Origin of the sequence: Nocardia inohanensis NBRC 100128, from assembly GCF_001612945.1 — a bacterium.
GTDB classification, from domain to species: domain Bacteria; phylum Actinomycetota; class Actinomycetes; order Mycobacteriales; family Mycobacteriaceae; genus Nocardia; species Nocardia inohanensis.
In genome coordinates, this window is the sequence record NZ_BDBK01000014.1 from 215,970 (window position 1) to 231,590 (window position 15,621).

General features: G+C 66.9%; 13 protein-coding genes. 7 read left to right on the forward strand and 6 right to left on the reverse strand.

Features of this window, described 5'->3' with window-relative positions; all coding sequences use genetic code 11:
* The first annotated feature begins 153 nt into the window (after positions 1-153).
* Complete coding sequence (locus NI1_RS26585; RefSeq protein WP_084523742.1) at positions 154-2,217, forward strand: N-acetylmuramoyl-L-alanine amidase; 2,064 nt, start codon at positions 154-156, stop codon at positions 2,215-2,217.
* A gap of 3 nt (positions 2,218-2,220) precedes the next feature.
* On the opposite strand, the gene NI1_RS26590 is transcribed toward NI1_RS26585, so the two are convergent.
* Positions 2,221-3,021, reverse strand: coding sequence for a Cof-type HAD-IIB family hydrolase (locus tag NI1_RS26590; RefSeq protein ID WP_067826045.1), 801 nt, complete (start codon positions 3,019-3,021; stop codon positions 2,221-2,223).
* 167 nt (positions 3,022-3,188) lie between these two features.
* Between NI1_RS26590 and NI1_RS26595 the strand changes: the two genes are divergently transcribed.
* From NI1_RS26595 to NI1_RS26620, 6 genes are read left to right on the forward strand one after another with little or no spacing between them, the layout of a single operon-like run.
* Entirely contained in the window at positions 3,189-4,169 is a 981-nt protein-coding gene (locus NI1_RS26595) for an ABC transporter permease (protein ID WP_067826046.1), read from the forward strand.
* Complete coding sequence (locus tag NI1_RS26600) at positions 4,166-5,122, forward strand: ABC transporter permease (protein ID WP_067825854.1); 957 nt, start codon at positions 4,166-4,168, stop codon at positions 5,120-5,122. Before NI1_RS26595 ends, NI1_RS26600 begins: the two co-directional genes overlap by 4 nt.
* Positions 5,119-6,993, forward strand: coding sequence for an ABC transporter ATP-binding protein (locus NI1_RS26605; protein ID WP_067825856.1), 1,875 nt, complete (start codon positions 5,119-5,121; stop codon positions 6,991-6,993). Before NI1_RS26600 ends, NI1_RS26605 begins: the two co-directional genes overlap by 4 nt.
* Before the next feature lie 53 nt (positions 6,994-7,046).
* Positions 7,047-8,729 (forward strand): ABC transporter family substrate-binding protein, encoded by a 1,683-nt coding sequence (locus NI1_RS26610; protein WP_067825858.1) that lies wholly within the window; start codon positions 7,047-7,049, stop codon positions 8,727-8,729.
* A gap of 8 nt (positions 8,730-8,737) precedes the next feature.
* On the forward strand, positions 8,738-9,403 hold the full coding sequence (locus tag NI1_RS26615; protein WP_067825860.1) for a hypothetical protein: 666 nt from the start codon (positions 8,738-8,740) through the stop codon (positions 9,401-9,403).
* 44 nt (positions 9,404-9,447) lie between these two features.
* Positions 9,448-10,077 (forward strand): helix-turn-helix domain-containing protein, encoded by a 630-nt coding sequence (locus tag NI1_RS26620; protein ID WP_067825861.1) that lies wholly within the window; start codon positions 9,448-9,450, stop codon positions 10,075-10,077.
* Here the strand turns inward: NI1_RS26620 and NI1_RS26625 are convergent.
* From NI1_RS26625 to glnT, 5 genes are read right to left on the reverse strand one after another with little or no spacing between them, the layout of a single operon-like run.
* Entirely contained in the window at positions 10,062-11,339 is a 1,278-nt protein-coding gene (locus NI1_RS26625) for an allantoate amidohydrolase (RefSeq protein WP_067825863.1), read from the reverse strand. The genes NI1_RS26620 and NI1_RS26625 overlap by 16 nt on opposite strands.
* On the reverse strand, positions 11,336-12,649 hold the full coding sequence (locus NI1_RS26630; protein ID WP_067825865.1) for an FMN-binding glutamate synthase family protein: 1,314 nt from the start codon (positions 12,647-12,649) through the stop codon (positions 11,336-11,338). Before NI1_RS26630 ends, NI1_RS26625 begins: the two co-directional genes overlap by 4 nt.
* Before the next feature lies 1 nt (position 12,650).
* Positions 12,651-13,346: a GltB/FmdC/FwdC-like GXGXG domain-containing protein gene (locus NI1_RS26635; RefSeq protein WP_067825867.1), complete on the reverse strand. Its 696-nt coding sequence runs from the start codon at positions 13,344-13,346 to the stop codon at positions 12,651-12,653.
* On the reverse strand, positions 13,331-14,254 hold the full coding sequence (locus NI1_RS26640; RefSeq protein ID WP_067826047.1) for a class II glutamine amidotransferase: 924 nt from the start codon (positions 14,252-14,254) through the stop codon (positions 13,331-13,333). The genes NI1_RS26635 and NI1_RS26640 overlap by 16 nt, the downstream gene beginning before the upstream one ends.
* A 21-nt stretch (positions 14,255-14,275) precedes the next feature.
* Positions 14,276-15,616, reverse strand: coding sequence for a type III glutamate--ammonia ligase (gene glnT / locus NI1_RS26645; RefSeq protein ID WP_067825869.1), 1,341 nt, complete (start codon positions 15,614-15,616; stop codon positions 14,276-14,278).
* Between the last annotated feature and the right edge of the window lie 5 nt (positions 15,617-15,621).

The following is a 15,621-nucleotide window of genomic DNA, read 5'->3' on the forward strand; positions in this document are numbered from 1 at the left end:
CAGGGACTGTGACAGTTGGGACTAGTGTGATCGCTGAGACGCTCGGAAGCAACCTTGCGAGCCGGGTGCCGTTAGACAGATTTACCTGAATGGGAGATAGACGTGCCGTACAGCAGAGCCAAACACTCGTATGTACTCCCCGTAGTCACCATAATGGCCATTACTGCACCGTTCGGGGTCCTGGCGCTGAGCGACTCCCCGGAAGTCAAACCTGCTGATCAGAGCAATCTGGCAGCTATACCGGCCCAGCTGGCCGAGGTGGCGCTGGCCTCCGCGCCGGACGTGGTCTTGCCGCTGCGGCAGCTCACCGGATTGAATCTGCCCGATCTGCGGCTGTCGGATCTGCGCAAGCTGCCGCTGCCCAAATCGATTCCGATCCCGGCCGGGCTACCGGTGCCGTCGGGGGTACGACTACCCAGCGAGATACCGCTACCGAACCTCGGCGGTGTCTCGAAACCCGGCGGCGCTCCCGGATTCATCGCCGACCCCGGGCCCGAAGCGCCCGCGGAAACCCCGGCCGCACCCCAGCTCGAAGGCGATCCGAACACTCCCGCACTGGCGCCCGGCGCCGTACCCAACGACCTGATCGACCAGGTCGGAGCCCAGGTCAAGGAACTCACCCGCGACACGCCGTTCAGCATGGTCGCGCTCACCGCCGACAATCTGGCGGGCACCAGCTCCAAGATTCGCGCGCAACGCGCCGACGGCACCTGGGGCCCTTGGTATTCCACCGACGAAGCCGACGGACGCCAGCGCGTCGCGGCCAAACGCACCGGCACCGAGCCGCTCTATGTCGGCAGCACCAAGGCCGTGCAGGTGCTGACCACCCGCAAGCCGGTCGCCGAACCCGCCCCGATGACCGACCATTCCGGCGATCCCGCGCAGATCAATTGGGAGAAATTGGCCGCGGTGCTGATCGATCCGGGCCGCGGGGCCATCGACGAGAACCTCACCCAGGTCGCGGCGGCGCTGCCGGGCGGCGGACCGAAGGTGATCACGCGTGCGCAATGGGGCGCGGACGAATCGCTGCGGTGTGAAGAACCCACCTACGACGACGGCGTCAATGCGATCACCGTGCACCACACCGCCGGACGCAACGATTACTCCAAGGCGGAATCGGCGGGCATCGTGCGCGCCATCTACTCGTATCACGCGAAGACGCTGGGCTGGTGCGATATCGGATACAACGCGCTGGTCGACAAGTACGGGCAGATTTTCGAAGGCCGATACGGCGGGCTGGACCGCGCGGTCGAAGGCGCGCACGCGGGCGGATTCAATATCAATACCGCCGGTGTGGCATTCATGGGCAATCACGAGGAAGAAGCGCCGACCGATATCGCCGTGCAGGCCATGGGCGAATTCATCGGATGGCGGGCGAAGATCGCCGGAATCCAGCCCGAAGGCCAGACCACCATGTATTCCGAAGGCAGCGATTACACGAAATACGCGCTGGGACAAGCGGTCAAGCTGCCGAATGTCTTCGCACATCGCGATGTCGGCAATACCACCTGCCCCGGTGATGCCGCCTACGAGCTGATGGACAAGATCCGCGCCATCGCCGAGCAGACGGCCGGATCGGTGCAGGGCGGCAGCCGCGGCGGCACGCGGCCGAAGCCGGAACAGCAGGCCGGCAGCCCGCACACCGCGCCGCAGTCCCAGAGCAACAACTCCGAAGCCGATCTGGCCACGCTCGCCGACCTGACCAGCAAGCTGCTGGATATGGTCGGGAAGAATCCGGTCGCGGGCTACTGGAATCAGCAGGGTGCGGCGAACGGCCCACTGGGACAGGCGAAGTCGGAGCCGGTGGCAACCGAGGACGGCGGGCAGTACGCCGAGTTCGTGAACGGGTACGTGTACTCGACGCCGGACGGGCGAGTGTTCGCGGTGGTCGGCAAGATCCTGGAGCGATTCCTGCAACTCGGCGCGGGGACCGGCATGCTCGGGCTGCCGTCGAGCAACGAATATCAGGTGCAGGACGGTGTGCGCGCCGACTTCCAGCGGGGCTCACTGATTTTCAACAAGCTCACCGGAATCGTCACCACCGTGCTGAAGAACTTCGGCGGCAATCCCGCTGCGGTGCCCGGCGGTTCGCCCATCCCGGACACGCTGAACACGGCGCCGGCGGCGGGCACGCAGATCCCGGCGACCCTGCCCGAGGCCGCGCCGGCCGAACCCGCACCGGCCGCTATCGGGCCGGAACAGCCCGCCGCACAGTAGAACTCACGTCCACCAACGCTCGAGGACGCGCGCCACGCCGTCCTCGTGGTTGGCGGCGGCGATCTCGTCGGCGGCGTCCTTGGCCTCCTGATGCGCATTGCCCATGGCCACCCCGTGCCCGGCCATCCGCAGCATCGGCACGTCATTGGGCATATCGCCGAACGCGATCAGCGCCGAATGCTGCACGCCCAGCCGTTGCGCCACCGTCGCCAGCCCGGTCGCCTTGGTGACGCCCGGCGCGGACAACTCGATCAACCCGTGATCCGTCGAATAGGTGAGGTCGGCCCGGTCACCGAGTGCGGGCTCCAAAACCGCCCGCATGTCCCCGCTCATCGCCCCCGGCAACCGGATCAGCATCTTGATGGCGGGCGCCTCGATCACCTCGGCCCGCGACACGCGCGTGTCATCCGGATTCAGCCAGGCGTGTTCGTACTCCGGCGAACTCACGAATTGCGGCGTCGCGGCATCGTGGGCACTCTGCCCGACCCGCTCGGTCGCCAGCCCGCACCCGGGTAGTAGCCGCTCGGCCAGATCCGCCGCCCAGGCCAGCGTCTCCACATCCAGAGTTCGCGCCGACAGAATCCGATCGGCCGCACTGTCATAGATGACGGCCCCGTTCGCGCACACGCACAGCGGCGCGTAACCGAGACCATCCACCACCGGATCGATCCAGCGGGGTGGACGGCCGGTGGCGAGCACGAACGGCACACCGTCCGCGATAAGGGCGTCTACCGCGGCTTTCGTGCGCGTGCTCACCTGCTCACCGTTGTCGATGAGCGTGCCATCGACGTCCGTGGCGACCATCTTGGGTTTGGGCAGGTGAAAGAGTGTCACCCAGTCCAGTCTGCCTGAAACCGCGACGCGAAACCGAAAGCTGGGGCGAATTGCCCGGCATTGGCTGTGCGCTACCACGCGGTTCGGGTCGCCGGTCCCTATGATCTGGGGCTAAGACTCGACCCCGGAAGGGAATGATGGCCGGTTTTCTGCTGCGACGTGCGCTGAACTATGTCGTGCTGCTTGTGCTGGCGTCGTTCCTGACCTTTTCCCTCGCATGTCTGACGTTCCGTCCCCTGGACAGCCTGGAGTCGCGCAATCCGCGGCCGCCGCAGTCGGTGATCGATGCCAAGCGGGAGCAGCTGCATCTGGATGATCCGATTCCGCAGCGGTACGTCACCTGGATCAAGGGGGTGGTGACCGAAGGGGACTTCGGGACCACGCTGGCCGGGCAGCCGGTGGGCGAGGAACTGCCGCGGCGGATCGGGGTGAGTTTGCGGCTGTTGCTGGTCGGGTCGATACTCGGCACCCTGCTGGGTGTGCTGGTCGGCGCGGCGGGAGCGATCCGGCAATACAAGTTCAGCGACTACTTCACCACGGTGCTTTCGCTGTTGATCCTCAGCACGCCGATCTTCCTGCTCGCCACGCTGTTGAAATACGGTGCGCTGGAGATCAATACGGTCAGCGGGAAGCAGATCTTCCTCTATACCGGGGAGACCTCGGCGACCGCCGTGCATGGATTGTGGAATCAGATAGTCGATCGCGCCCAGCACATGGTGGTGCCGACCCTGGGCCTGATCCTCATGGCGATGGCGAGTTACAGCCGGTACCAACGCAATGCGATGCTCGACGTGTTGCAGAGCGATTTCATTCGTACCGCCCGCGCCAAGGGCTTGACCCGGCGACGCGCCCTGTACAAGCACGGCCTGCGCACCGCTCTCATCCCGATGGCCACGCTCTTCGCCTACAGCCTCGCGGGTCTCATCACCGGCGCCACCTTCACCGAGAAGATCTTCGGCTGGCACGGCGTGGGTGAATGGCTGATCGATTCGATCAACCGCCAGGACCTGTATCCGGTGGTGACCGTCGCGACCTTCGCCGGATTGATGGTGCTCATCGGCGGACTGCTGTCCGACATCGTTCTCGCCGTCCTCGATCCTCGGGTGCGTGCGGCATGACCGAAACAGAGATCATCGTCCAGGGCGCGCCGGAGCCCGCCGCGAGCGGCCGCGGCAAGCTGGTGCTGCGCCGGTTCCTGCGTAACAAGGTGTCGGTGGCCGCGGCGGTCGTGCTGCTGATACTGCTGGTGGGCAGTTTCGCGCTGCCGCCGTTCCTGCCCTACGACTATCAGCAGCTCGATTACACGGCACTGTTGAAGCCGCCCAGTGCCAAGCATCCCTTCGGGACCACCCAGATCGGTCAGGACGTGCTCGCGCAGACTCTGCGCGGCTTGCAGAAGTCGCTGATCATCGGCTTCAGTGTGGCGTTCATGGCGGCCATCGTCGCGACCGTCGTCGGATCGCTGGCCGGTCTGCTCGGCGGCTGGATCGACAAGGCCCTGATGTGGGTGGTCGACCTGCTGCTGGTGGTACCGAGCTTCATCGTGGTGGCCATCTTCGCGCCGCGCACCAAAGGCAATGCGTCGATAGCACTGCTGATCCTGTTGCTCGGCGGCTTCGGCTGGATGATCACCGCTCGTATCGTGCGCGGGCTCACGCTGAGCTTGCGGGAACGCGAATTCGTCCGCGCCGCACGGTATATGGGAGCTTCGACCCGGCGCGTGGTGGTCTCGCACATCGTGCCGAACATCGCCTCCATCCTGATCATCGACACCACGCTGGCGGTCGGTGCGGCCATCCTCGGCGAAACCGGCCTGAGCTACCTGGGATTCGGCGTGCAGCCGCCGGACGTCTCCCTGGGCTCGCTGATCGCCGCCGGCACCGCCTCGGCGCTCACGTATCCGTGGCTCTTCATGTTCGCCGGTGGACTGCTGATCACCACGGTGTTGTGCGCGAACCTGGTCGGCGACGGCCTGCGGGACGCCTTCGACCCCAGCGCGCAGCGGGCGCGCTCCCGGCGCAAAGATCGTCAGGCCGCGGGCGCCGCACCCGCCGGAAAGGCGCAGGCATGACCGACAATTCGGCCCCCAACCTCCGCAAGACCACCACCGCGCCGCTGCTGGAAGTCTCGGACCTGCACGTCTCCTTTCCGAGCGAGGAAGGCCGGGTGGATGCCGTCCGCGGTGTCGGCTACACCGTGAACGACGGTGAGGTGCTGGCCATCGTCGGCGAATCGGGTTCGGGCAAATCGGTGTCGTCGCTGGCCGTCATGGGGTTGCTCCCGGAGCAGGCGCGAATCCGCGGCTCGATTCGATTGCGCGGGCGGGAATTGCTCGGGCTCGGCGATAAACAGCTGTCCACGCTGCGCGGCAGCAGCGTGTCGATGGTCTTCCAGGACCCGCTCTCGGCCTTGACCCCGGTCTACCGGGTGGGCGATCAGATCGCGGAAGCCCTGCTCGCGCACGGCAAGATGAGCCGGGCCGAGGCCGCCGCGAAGGCCGTGGAGCTGCTCGGCCTGGTCGGCATTCCCAACCCCGAAGTGCGCGCCCGGGCCTTCCCGCACGAGTTCTCCGGCGGTATGCGCCAGCGCGTGGTGATCGCCATCGCCATCGCCAACGACCCCGAGCTCATCATCTGCGACGAGCCGACCACGGCGCTCGATGTGACGGTGCAGAAGCAGATTCTGGACCTGCTGCGCAAGGCGCGTGACATCACCGGCGCGGGCGTCGTCATGATCACCCACGATATGGGTATCGCGGCCACGCTGGCCGATCGGGTGGCGGTCATGTACGCCGGTCGGATTGTCGAAACCGCCTCGGCCGCACAGCTGTTCGCGGCACCGCGAATGCCGTACACCGTGGGCCTGCTGGGTTCCATTCCGCGCTTGGACGGCCCCGCGCGCACCCCCCTCATCCCCATCGTCGGCTCTCCGCCCGCCATGCACGCGCTGCCGGCCGGCTGCACCTTCGCGCCGCGCTGCCCGATCGCGATCGACGACTGCCGGGCGGCCGAACCGCCTTTGCAGGACACCGAACCCGGGCATCGCGCCGCCTGCATCCGGACCTCCGAGATCGGCACGACCGAGCTGTTCACGGCCTACCGCAAGGAGATCGAGCAGCCGGAGGAGGTCGCGCAGGTCGATACCCGGGACGTCGTGATGAAGGTCAGCGACCTGCGCAAGACCTATCCGCTCACCCGGGGCGTGGTGTTCAAGCGGCGCATCGGCGAGGTGAAAGCCGTGGACGGCATCGGGTTCGAGCTGCGCGCGGGCCGGACCCTGGCCCTCGTCGGCGAATCCGGCTCGGGCAAGTCGACCACGCTGACCCAGATCATGGATTTGCTGCCGCCGGAGAGTGGGCGCATCGAGATCCTCGGCAAGGACGTCGCCGCTCTCACCAAGGCGGACCGGCGCAGTATTCGCCGCCGCATGCAGATCGTCTTCCAGGATCCGGCGTCCGCGCTGGATCCGCGGCTGCCGGTCTCGGACGCCATTGCCGAACCGTTGCGGATCGACGGCCGCTCGCGGGACGAAATCGCCCGTCGCGTACCGGAATTGCTGCGGCAGGTGGGATTGCGGCCCGAATACGCCGACCGTTATCCGACCGATTTCTCCGGCGGGCAGAAGCAGCGCATCAGCATCGCGCGGGCGCTGGCGCTGGAACCGGAGATCCTGGTGCTGGACGAGCCGGTGTCCTCGCTGGACGTCTCCATTCAGGCGGGCGTGCTGAACCTGTTGCGCGACTTGCAGATCGAGCGCGGGCTCGCGTACCTGTTCGTCTCACACGACCTTTCGGTGGTGCGCAATCTCGCGCACGACATCGCTGTCATGAAGGACGGCCGCATCGTCGAGTACGGTCCGGCCGAACAAATCTTCTCCGATCCTCGCGACAGCTACACTCGCGCCCTCATCGATGCGATTCCGCTGCCGGTCGTGGCCGGATGAGCGGACCGTAGGTTTCCGAAGTGTCAGTACAACTCCGACGGAAGGGGCGACCGATGAGGAAACGCTCGACAGGGTTACGGCTTGCGATTCCTTTGGTCGCAGTGGCTTTGGCCGTGACCGCGTGTGGTGGTGGCGACGACTCCGGCGCGCCGAAGGGCTCGGTCGCGGCGATCGGCACCACCAACGACATCAATCCGCACCCGGCCGAGGATGTGCGGGAAGGCGGCAATCTGCGGCTGGCGGTCAGTTCGCTGCCGGAGAACTGGAACGGCATGCACAACGACGGCAACGACGCCGACACCGGCGCGCTGCTGAAGGCCACCATGCCCCGGGCGTTCCGGATCGATGCCGCGGGCGTGCCGACGGTCAATACCGACTACTTCACCTCCGTGGAGCTGACCAACACCAACCCGCAGCAGGTCACCTACACCATCAATCCCAAGGCGGTCTGGTCCGACGGCACCCCGATCACCTGGGAGGACATCGCCGCCGAGGCGCAGGCGCTGAGCGGCAAGAACAAGGATTACCTGATCGCCATCAACAATGGCTTCGATCGGGTGGAGAAGGTGGAGAAGGGCGTCGACGACCGCCAGGCCGTCCTCACCTTCAACAAGCACTATGCCGACTGGAAGGGCCAGTTCTCGGGGAACGCCTTCCTGTTCCCGAAGTCGGTGTCGGCCAATGCCGAGGTCTTCAACAAGGGCTTCATCGACGGTCCGACGCCGAGCGCGGGCGCGTTCATCGTGACTTCGATCGATCGCGCGCAGAACCGGATCGTGCTGGGCCGCAACCCGAAATGGTGGGGTGACACGCCCAAGCTCGAAACCATCACCTACAGCGCGCTGGACAGCGCCGCACTGATTCCGGCCTTGCAGAACAACGAGATCGACGCCGTCGGCATCGGCAGCCGTGACGATCTCAAGACCGCCCAGAGCACGGCGGGCGTGGTGATCCGGCGCGCACCCGGTAACCAGTGGTCGCATCTGACGTTCAACGGCTCGCCCGGATCCATTCTCGCCGATCCCAAAGTGCGCGTTGCCATCATGAAGGGCATCGACCGGCAGGGCATCGCCACCGCCATTCAGAACGGGCTGGTGGAGAACCCCAAGCCGCTGCAGAACCATGTGTTCTTGCAGGGCCAGCAGGGCTACCAGGACAATTCCTACGCATTCGATCTCCAGGCCGCCGCCAAGGATCTGGACGACGCCGGTTGGAAGCTGAACGGCGATGTGCGCGAGAAGGACGGCCGCAAGCTGGTCATCCGGCACATCATGTACAACGACACCAGCTGGGTGCAGATGGCGCAGATCATGCAGCAGAACCTGGCCCAGATCGGTGTGAAGACCGAGATCATCACCAAGCCGGGCAAGGGCTACTTCACCGACGTGATCCAGCCGGGCGACTTCGATATGGGCTTCTGGAGCTGGGTGGGTGACCCGTTCCCGTTCGGCAGCCTCAACCAGATCTGGGGCTACAACCCCAATGACCTGCAAGGCAATTACGGCCGCGTCGGCAGCCCGGAGGTCAACGCCAAGATCGAGGAGGCCGTGTCCGAACTGGATCCGGAGAAGGCGATCAAGCTGGCCAACGAGGTGGACAAGATGGTCTGGGCCGAAGGCCATTCCGCGCCGCTCATGCAGTCCCCCGGCAATGTGGCGGTCCGCGACAACCTCGCCAACTTCGGCGCGGTCGGCCTGGCCAGCTACGACTACACCAAAATCGGCTTCCTGAAGTGATTTCCCGGATGGGTCACCCGCTGGCCTATCCGGTGCTCGTGACGATCGGCACCCTGGTGAGCATGCTCGCCTGGGTGCCGTTCGCCGATCCGGAGCAGTTCGGCATGCTCGCCGCGTTGACGCTGATCGTGCTGGGCTACACCAGCATTCGGCTGGCGACAGCGCTGGGTTATCTGCCGATCGGCCTGCCACGCACCGCCGCGGGACCCACCATCGGTCCCGCGGCGGTCCGCCGGGTGCGGCAGCAACATCGACTGGTCAGCAGGTCCTGGCTGGAGTTCACATTGGGCGGCCGGACCCGTTGGCTGCCCGTCTATTTCGATCCGACCCTGGTCACCCTCACCCAGGACAATGCCGACTTGTCCACCCGCACAGTCCATATCGATGGAGCGCGGATGTATCCGTCGGGCCGTTTCCGGGATCAGGAGCCGGTCGGCCGGCTGATCGACAATCCGAGCCGCCCGGACACACACGCGACTACGACGGCCGTCGCCGCGGCGCGGATCGGCCGCCGCCTGCTGCTCGACGCCCAGTCGGCGGTGGTAGCACCGTTCGTGGGCTTGCTGTGGGTCTATGTGGGCGGCGGCGGGACCATCACGTTCGTCGCCGCGACGCTGATCGCCGCCACCACCGCCACCTGGCTCGCCGCCATCCGCGGGTCCGATCCCAGCTGATCACCGATGTCCACTGTGAGGAAACGCGCCGATAGGATCGGGGGATGAGTGGTGGTGGCGCGGATCGGGAAGTGGCGGCGGGGACGCCCAGCGGGGTGGATTTGGAGCGGGTGATCGGGCGGCAGGTGCGGGCGTTGCGGCTGGCCAGTGGGTTGTCGGTGGGGGATATGGCGGCGCGGGTGGGGATTTCCAAGGCCATGTTGTCGAAGATCGAGAATGCGCAGACTTCGTGCAGCCTTTCCACGTTGGCGCGGTTGGCGGCGGGGCTGGATGTGCCGGTGACGTCCTTGTTCCGGGGGGCGGATACGAAGGGGGAGGCGGTGTTCACCCGGGCGGGGCATGGGTCGGCGATCGTGGGGCGGGGGTCTCGGGTGGGGCATCACTACGAGTTGCTGGGGGCGCTGCGGGGGCAGCACAAGCGGCTGGAGCCGGTGCTGGTGACGCTTACCGAGGCCAGTGAGACGTTTCCCTTGTTTCAGCATGCGGGGACGGAGTTGCTGTACATGCTGGAGGGGGTGATGGTTTACGGGCACGGGGATTCGGAGTACACGCTGCGGCCGGGGGATTCGCTGTTGCTGGATGGGGAGGGGCCGCATGGGCCGCACGAATTGGTGCGGTTGCCGATTCGGTTTCTGGCTGTCACCGCGTATCCGGACAATCACGTCGAGGATTGACAGGTCCAGGCGGTCATGATGTCGGCCAGGGCTGCCGCGCCGCGGTGACAGTCGAGGGGGTCGGCGTGTTCCGCAGGTGAGTGGGAGACGCCGGTGGGGTTGCGGACGAAGAGCATTGCGGTGGGGACGATGTCGGAGAGGATGCCCGCGTCGTGGCCGGCCGCGGTGGGGATGACGGGGAGGTCGCCGAGGTGGGACAGGGCGCGGGCCAGGCGGTTTCGGGGGGCGTCGGGGAAATCGACTATGGGGGTGAGGGATTCGGGGGTGACGGTCAGGGTGGTGTTGTCGAGTTTGGTGTGGACGTGGGCGGCGCCGGTGATGCGGGCGACCAGGCGTTCCAAGGTGGATTGGTCGGCGGCGCGGGCATCGAGCCAGGCTCGGACCCGGGAGGGGATGGCGTTGGTGCCGTTGGGGGAGACGAGGACTTTGCCGAAGGTGGCTACGGCGTTCAGGGCGGCGGCTTCGGTGCGGGCGGTGTGGACGGTGGCGGCGAAGGCCAGCATGGGGTCGTGGCGGTCGGTGAGCCTGGTCGCGCCGGCGTGATTGGCCTCGCCGGTGAAATCGAACTCCCAGCGGCCGTGCGGCCAGATCGAGGAGGCCACGGCCAGCGGGTGATCGACCAGGTCCAGCGCTCGGCCCTGTTCGATGTGGAGTTCGACGAAGACGCCGACCCGGTCGGTGAGGGTGGGGTCCGCGCCCAGGTGCCGGGGGTTTCGTCCGGCGCGGGTCAGGGCTTCCGCCAGGGTGATTCCGTCGATGTCGCGCAGTGCGAGGGCACGCGCCGGGGCCAGGGCGCCGGTGGCGAGCTGGGAACCGATACAGGCCACGCCGAACCGCGCGCCCTCCTCGTCCGAGAACGCCACCACCGCAATGGGTATGGACGGTTCGATACCGCGGGCGCGCAGCAGGTCCACCGCGGCGAAGGCCGAGACGATGCCCAGCGGGCCGTCGAAGGCGCCGCCGTCGGGGACGGAGTCGAGGTGGGACCCGGTCACGAACGCGCCCTCGGGATCACCGATCCAGCCGCGCGGCAGCCACCATGCCCACAGGTTGCCGTTGCGGTCCTCCTCCACTTCCAGCGCGCGAGCCGCCGCGCTGGAACGGAACCATTCGCGCAGCGTGAGATCGGGGTCCGACCAGGCGTAACGGCGGTAGCCGCCGGTGCCGTCGTGGCGGCCGATCAGGCGGATCTCGTGCCAGAGCGGATCGAAAACCGCTGCCGCGCCGGCACTGTCGAACGGCACGTAGCTCGACGCCGTCATGCGACCGCACCCGGAATCCAGCCGGTGCCCGCGAGCGGGACGCGCGCCATGGCGGCGGCTTCGACGGTGAGCGCGACCAGATCCTCCGGTTCGAGATTGCGCAGATGGGATTTGCCGCAGGCGCGGGCCAGCGTCTGCGCCTCCATGGTGAGCACGCGCAGGTAGTTGGCGAGCCGGCGGCCGCCTTCGACCGGGTCGAGACGGCTTGCCAGCTCAGGGTTCTGGGTGGTGATGCCCGCCGGATCGCGGCCGTCCTGGAAGTCGTCGTAGTAGCCGGCCGCCGACCCCAGCGCCGCGTATTCGGCGGCATGGCGCGGACTGTTGTCGCCCAGGGCGATCAGCGCGGCGGTGCCGATGGCCACCGCGTCCGCGCCCAGCGCCATGGCCTTGGCCACGTCGGCGCCGGTGCGGATGCCACCGGAGACGATCAACTGCACCTTGCGATGCAGGCCCAGCTCTTGCAGCGCGCGCACGGCCTGCGGGATGGCGGCGAGCGTGGGGATGCCGACGTGCTCGATGAAAACGTCCTGGGTGGCGGCGGTTCCGCCCTGCATGCCGTCCACCACCACGACGTCCGCTCCGGCCTTCACGGCGAGCTTGACGTCGTAGTACGTGCGGGTCGCGCCGATCTTGATGTAGATCGGCTTCTCCCACTGCGTGATCTCGCGCAGTTCGAGGATCTTGATGGCCAGATCGTCCGGACCGGTCCAGTCGGGGTGACGGCAGGCGCTGCGCTGGTCGATGCCCTGTGGGAGGGTGCGCATGCCCGCCACCCGCTCGCTGATCTTCTGGCCCAGCAGCATGCCGCCGCCGCCCGGCTTCGCACCCTGACCGAGCACGATCTCGATGGCGTCGGCCTTGCGTAGATCGTCGGGGTTCATCCCGTAACGTGACGGAAGGTATTGGTACACAAGATGCTTGGACTGCCCGCGTTCTTCCGGCGTCATGCCGCCGTCACCGGTGGTGGTGGAGGTGCCGACGGCGCTCGCGCCCCGGCCCAGCGCCTGCTTCGCCTGCCCGGAGAGCGCGCCGAAGCTCATGCCCGCGATGGTGACCGGAATATCAAGGTGTAGTGGATGTTTCGCGTGGCGGTCGCCGAGCACCACATCGGTATCGCAGCGTTCGCGATAGCCTTCCAGGGGATAGCGCGACATGCTCGCGCCCAGGAAGAGCAGGTCGTCGAAGTGCGGGAGGGGGCGTTTCGCGCCCCAGCCGCGAATGTCGTAGATGCCCGTCTCGGCGGCGCGCTGGATTTCGGCGATGGCGCGGCGGTCGAAGGTCGCGGATTCGCGTAGTGCGGGGTTGGTCATGTCAGTACGCTCCGGCATTGTCGACGTGGAAGTGGTAGAGCTGCCGGGCCGAGCCGTAGCGGGTGAATTCGGCGGGATCGGCGTCGAAACCGGCGGCGGCCAGCAGGTCTCGCAATTCGGCGAGGTGTTCGGGGCGCATGGGTTTGCGGACGCAATCCGCGCCCAGGGATGCCACGGTGCCGCGCACATAGATCCGGGCCTCGTACAGCGAATCACCCAGTGCCTCACCGGCATTACCGAGCACCACGAGCCTGCCGGCCTGGCCCATGAAGGCGCTCATATGGCCGATATCGCCACCCACCACTATATCGACGCCCTTCATCGAAATACCGCAGCGCGCACCGGCATTGCCCTCGATGACGAGCAGCCCGCCGTGTGCGGTCGCGCCCGCCGACTGGGAGGCGTCACCGCGCACCCGCACCGTGCCGGACATCATGTTCTCGGCGACGCCCACCCCCGCGCTGCCTTGTACGGTGACCGTGGCGTGCTGGTTCATACCGGCGCAGTAGTAGCCGACATGGCCGTCGATGGTCACCTCGAGATCGCGGTCCAGGCCGCAGGCCAGGGCATGTGCGCCGCGCGGATTCGCGAGGGTGACGGCTGCGGGCGCGTCCTCGGACAGCAGGACGGAATTTACTGCGCGCGTGCCGGATTCGGCCACATCGAGAACGGTGCGCTCGGTCATGATCGCCGCCATACGTACACCTCTTCCGGTTCGGGTTCGAAGATTCGGGCTTGTTCGATGCCGGGCAGATCCGCCAGCGCGCGATACTCCGACGCCATCGCCACCCACCGATCGGTCTCGGCGATGACGGCGGGCTTGCAGGCGATCACATCGCGGACCACGGCGAAGGAATCGCTGGTGGAGACCAGCAGGGTGTAGAAACCGTCGAAGACGTCATTGAGCAGCAGCAGGGACTTCTCCAGGTCCGCGCCCTCGGCCAGCTGCCGGGCCACGAACCGGGCACCCACCTCGGTATCGTTCTCGCTGTCGAATTCGACGCCGGCGCGCTGCAATTCGTGCTTGATGCTCATGTGATTGCTGAATGATCCGTTGTGCACCAGGCATTGACCGGGTCCCACCGAAAAGGGATGCGAGCCTGCGGCGGTGACGGCGGACTCGGTGGCCATGCGGGTGTGCGCCACACCCTGCCAGCCCTGCGCCTGCGGCAGGCCGAAACCGTGCGCCAATTCGGTGGGATTGCCGATGCCCTTGAGCACGGTGAGCGTCTCACCGAAACCGATCACCCGTACTCCCGGAACCAGAGTCCGGATCGATTCCGCCAGTGCGGCCGCGTGTCCGTCGGCACACTCGCCGGGTTGGGCCGGGCCGTTGACCAGCATCGTCGGCGCGTAGGAACGGGCGGTGATCGGCACACCCAATGCGGCCGTGAGCTTTTCGGCCAGAACGGGCGCGGGCAGCGGACAGTCCAGCAGGGTGACCGTGACGGTGCCCGGCGGCGACCACAACGGATCCCCGTACACCGCCATTCCGGCCGAATCCGGTCCGCGGTCACACATTTGGTCCAGCATGCCGGTGAGCAGTTCACCCAGCCGGGGATACAGCGCGGGATCGCGCAGGTGCAGGCCGACTATGCCGCACATATTGTCCTCCAAGGGTTTTCGTCAGAAGGCCGTCAGGTAGTGCTCGATCTCCCAGTCGGAGACCGTGTTGTGCCAGGCGAAGAACTCCTCGCGTTTGCGAGCCGCGAAATACTCGGCCACCCCGGGGCCCGCGACATCGAGTGCGCCGGTGAGAACCGGATCGGATTCCAAAGCGTCCATGGCGTGCACCAAAGTCATCGGGAGCATGTCGCCGCGCTGTTCGCCCGGCGCACCGGGATCCAGGGCTCGGTCGATGCCGTCCAGCCCCGCCGCGACCGAGGCGGCAATCGCCAGATAGGGATTCGCGGAACCGTCCGCGCCCCGCAATTCGACCCGATGCTGATCCGGAACTCGCAGGTAGTGCGTGCGGTCGTTACCGCCGTAGGTGGCATAGCGCGGCGACCAGGTCGCGCCGCTGGCGGTATTGGTCGCGCCGAGTCGCTTGTAGGAGTTCACGGTCGGCGCGATCACCCCCTGCAATGCGCAGGCGTGCTCGAGCATCCCGGCGAGGAATCCGTACGCGGTCGGCGACAATCCGAGCCCGCGCGGATCGGCGGCATCGGGGAACAGGGCCTGGTCGCCGTTCCACAGCGACAGGTGCATATGCATCCCCGACCCGGTGCGATCGGTGAACGGTTTCGGCATGAAAGTGGCCTTCATACCCCGTTTTTCGGCGATCACCGACAGCAGATAGCGTGCGGTGATCACCCGATCGGCCGTGGTGAGCGCGTCCGCGTAATCGAAGTTCTGCTCGAACTGCCCGTTCCCGTCCTCGTGGTCGCTGGCGTAATTGCCCCAGCCCAGTGAGTTCATGGCCGTCGACACCTCGGCCAGATGGTCGTACATGCGGGTCACATCGCGGGCGTCGTAACAGGGTTGCAGGCTGACATCGGCGGTATCGGCGGGCGCGAGGCCCCCCGCCGCCTTGTCCACCAGGAAGTATTCGATCTCCGCGCCGACATTCACGGTGTACCCGCGCTCGGCGGCGCGCGCCAGCATGCGTTGCAGGATCACCCGGGGCGCGAACGGCCACGGCCGGCCCTCGACGTGCGGGGTGCAATGCACCATGGCCAGACCGGGTTTCACGAACGGAATCGGGGTGAAGGTGGCGACGTCCGGAATGGCGACCAGATCCGGATCGCGCGGCTGCTGGCCGATCATCCCGGCCGCGTACCCGGCGAAACCCACGCCGTCGGTGGCCAGCTGCTCCACCGCTTGCACCGGAACCAGCTTGGCGCAGGGCTTTCCGGACAAGGTGGTGAAGACCGCCAGGATGAAGGTGGTGTCGGTGAGCCGCGCCTGTTCGGCCAGCGTGCGGTGCGTGGCGATGGGGGTGATGGTCGCGGTGGTGTCTATGGCCATGTCGG

Bases quoted from the DNA above. Each gene is read 5' to 3' on its own strand.
- NI1_RS26585 (WP_084523742.1), top strand. From the start codon at position 154: ATGGCCATTACTGCACCGTTCGGGGTCCTGGCGCTGAGCGACTCCCCG.
- NI1_RS26590 (WP_067826045.1), bottom strand. From the start codon at position 3,021: ATGGTCGCCACGGACGTCGATGGCACGCTCATCGACAACGGTGAGCAG.
- NI1_RS26595 (WP_067826046.1), top strand. From the start codon at position 3,189: ATGGCCGGTTTTCTGCTGCGACGTGCGCTGAACTATGTCGTGCTGCTT.
- NI1_RS26600 (WP_067825854.1), top strand. From the start codon at position 4,166: ATGACCGAAACAGAGATCATCGTCCAGGGCGCGCCGGAGCCCGCCGCG.
- NI1_RS26605 (WP_067825856.1), top strand. From the start codon at position 5,119: ATGACCGACAATTCGGCCCCCAACCTCCGCAAGACCACCACCGCGCCG.
- NI1_RS26610 (WP_067825858.1), top strand. From the start codon at position 7,047: ATGAGGAAACGCTCGACAGGGTTACGGCTTGCGATTCCTTTGGTCGCA.
- NI1_RS26615 (WP_067825860.1), top strand. From the start codon at position 8,738: ATGGGTCACCCGCTGGCCTATCCGGTGCTCGTGACGATCGGCACCCTG.
- NI1_RS26620 (WP_067825861.1), top strand. From the start codon at position 9,448: ATGAGTGGTGGTGGCGCGGATCGGGAAGTGGCGGCGGGGACGCCCAGC.
- NI1_RS26625 (WP_067825863.1), bottom strand. From the start codon at position 11,339: ATGACGGCGTCGAGCTACGTGCCGTTCGACAGTGCCGGCGCGGCAGCG.
- NI1_RS26630 (WP_067825865.1), bottom strand. From the start codon at position 12,649: ATGACCAACCCCGCACTACGCGAATCCGCGACCTTCGACCGCCGCGCC.
- NI1_RS26635 (WP_067825867.1), bottom strand. From the start codon at position 13,346: ATGGCGGCGATCATGACCGAGCGCACCGTTCTCGATGTGGCCGAATCC.
- NI1_RS26640 (WP_067826047.1), bottom strand. From the start codon at position 14,254: ATGTGCGGCATAGTCGGCCTGCACCTGCGCGATCCCGCGCTGTATCCC.
- glnT (WP_067825869.1), bottom strand. From the start codon at position 15,616: ATGGCCATAGACACCACCGCGACCATCACCCCCATCGCCACGCACCGC.